The organism is Micrococcus sp. LASM2_SD2 (genome assembly GCF_057364565.1).
In genome coordinates this window covers 1-1,955 of record NZ_JBNFOB010000323.1, presented here as the reverse complement: position 1 = coordinate 1,955, position 1,955 = coordinate 1, and the positions used below count along the sequence as shown (strand labels likewise).

Sequence of the window (1,955 nt, the reverse complement as noted above, 5' to 3'; positions counted from 1 at the left end):
TCCGACGTCCTGCCCGGGCCGCCGGCCCGGCTCACCGCCGGACGGGTGGTCGAGGCGGTCCACCAGGGGAGGCGGGTCGGCGGTGGCGGATCGCACCGACCGAGGCGACGGGCGAGGCGGAGGCCGCGGCCGACGTCGTGGTCCTGGCCGCCGGGCTCGGCCACGGTCAGATCGGCGGAGACCCCGCCCAGAGTCCGCTGCCGCTGCGCCCCCGTCCACGGGGACGTGCTGCGCCTCCGCGTGCCGGCCGACCAGCTGCTGCCCGGCGAGGACCACCTGCTCCGACCGCACCGTCCGCGGGCTCGTCCACGGCCGGCAGGTGTACCTCGTGCCGCGGGCGGACGGCACGTTGGTGGTCGGCGCCACCGTCCGCGAGGACCGTCTGGCCGGCACCCGCGCCGGCGGCGTGCTGGACCTGCTGCAGGACGCCTCCACCCTGGTGCCCGCTGTGCGGGACTGCGAGCTGCTGGAGACCCACACCGCCGCCCGCCCCGGCACCCCGGACGACCGCCCCCTGCCTCGGCGCCCCTCCCGCACGCCCCCGCGGATCCTGGTCTCCACCGGCTACCACCGCCACGGCATCCTGCTGGCCCCCTGGGCCGCCGAGGCCGGGTGCGCGCTCGCCGAGCACGCCGGGGGAGCCGGCCCCGCACCGGTCTCCGACACGGCATCCGACCAGGATCTGGCGGCCACCCTGGCCGCCGCCGACCCGACCCGCTTCCAGCCTTCCGCCACCCCGACCCCCGCAAGGAGCACCCGCGCATGAGCACCCTGAGACTGACCCTGAACGGCGAGCCGCGGAGGTTCCGGCCAGCACCACGCTGCGGCAGATCGTGGCCGAGACCACCGGCCGGGCGGTCGCCGCGGACGGCACGCGGAGGACGGCGGCCGCCTCGGCGTGGCCGTGGCCGTGGACCAGCAGGTGGTGCCGCGCTCCGCCTGGGACGCCACGGTGCCGCGGGACGCGCCGCCGTGGACCTCGTCAGCGCCGTCCAGGGAGGCTGAGCATGGACACCGCACGGGACACCGCCGTCCCGCCCCTGCGGATCGGCGGCTATGAGCTGACCTCCCGCCTGATCATGGGCACCGGCGGCATCACGGACCTGGCCGCCCTGGAGCGGGCGCTGGTGGCCTCGGGCACCACGCTCACCACGGTGGCGCTGCGCCGCTGGGCCACGGACACCCGCGCCTCGCTGGTGGAGCTGCTGGACCGCCTCGGCATCGACGTGCTGCCCAACACGGCCGGCTGCCACACCGCCCGGGACGCCGTGCTCACCGCGCAGCTGGGCCGGGAGGCACTCGAGACCGACCTGGTGAAGGTGGAGGTCATCGCGGACGAGCACACCCTGCTCCCGGACGTGGTGGAGACCTCGAGGCCACCGAGCGGCTCGCCGCGGACGGCTTCACCGTGCTGGCCTACACCTCGGACGACCCGGTCGCCGCCCTGCGCCTGGAGCAGGCCGGGGCCGCCGCCGTCATGCCGCTGGGCTCGCCCATCGGCTCCGGGCTGGGCATCCTCAACCGGCACCACCTGGAGCTGATCGTCGCCCGGGCCGGGGTGGCCCGTGTGCTCGACGCCGGCGTCGGCACCGCCCTCGGACGTCGCCCTGGCCATGGAGGCCGGGTGCGACGCCGTCCTGGCCGCCTCCCCGGAGCGCGTGGTGGCCGGCCCGCTGTCCACGTTCGTCGCCACCACCCAGGACGTGGCCCTCGTGGTGGACCAGGACGTGGTCGCCGGTGACGTGAAGGCGACCCTCGCCGAGGGTGCCGGCGAGCTGCTCGAGTCCGTCGAGCTGTTCGACGTGTACGTCGGCAAGGGCATCGAGGAGGGCAAGAAGTCCCTGGCCTTCGCGCTGCGCTTCCGCGCCCCCGGACCGGACCCCTCACCGCGGACGAGGCCTCCGAGGCCCCGTGCGGCCGCCACCGAGCTGGGCCGCGCAGCGCCACGGCGCCGT

The 1,955-nt window shown here is 76.8% G+C and carries 1 protein-coding gene and 1 pseudogene; both read left to right on the top strand.

The window, feature by feature from the left end; translation table 11 throughout:
- Positions 1-328: 328 nt before the first annotated feature.
- The gene (locus AC2W7A_RS11985; protein ID WP_485991540.1) at positions 329-766 is read left to right on the top strand and encodes an FAD-dependent oxidoreductase; all 438 of its coding nucleotides are present in this window, start codon (positions 329-331) and stop codon (positions 764-766) included.
- Positions 767-1,007: 241 nt separating this feature from the next.
- Positions 1,008-1,955: pseudogene (locus AC2W7A_RS11980) on the top strand (phenylalanine--tRNA ligase subunit beta-related protein); the annotation flags it as partial.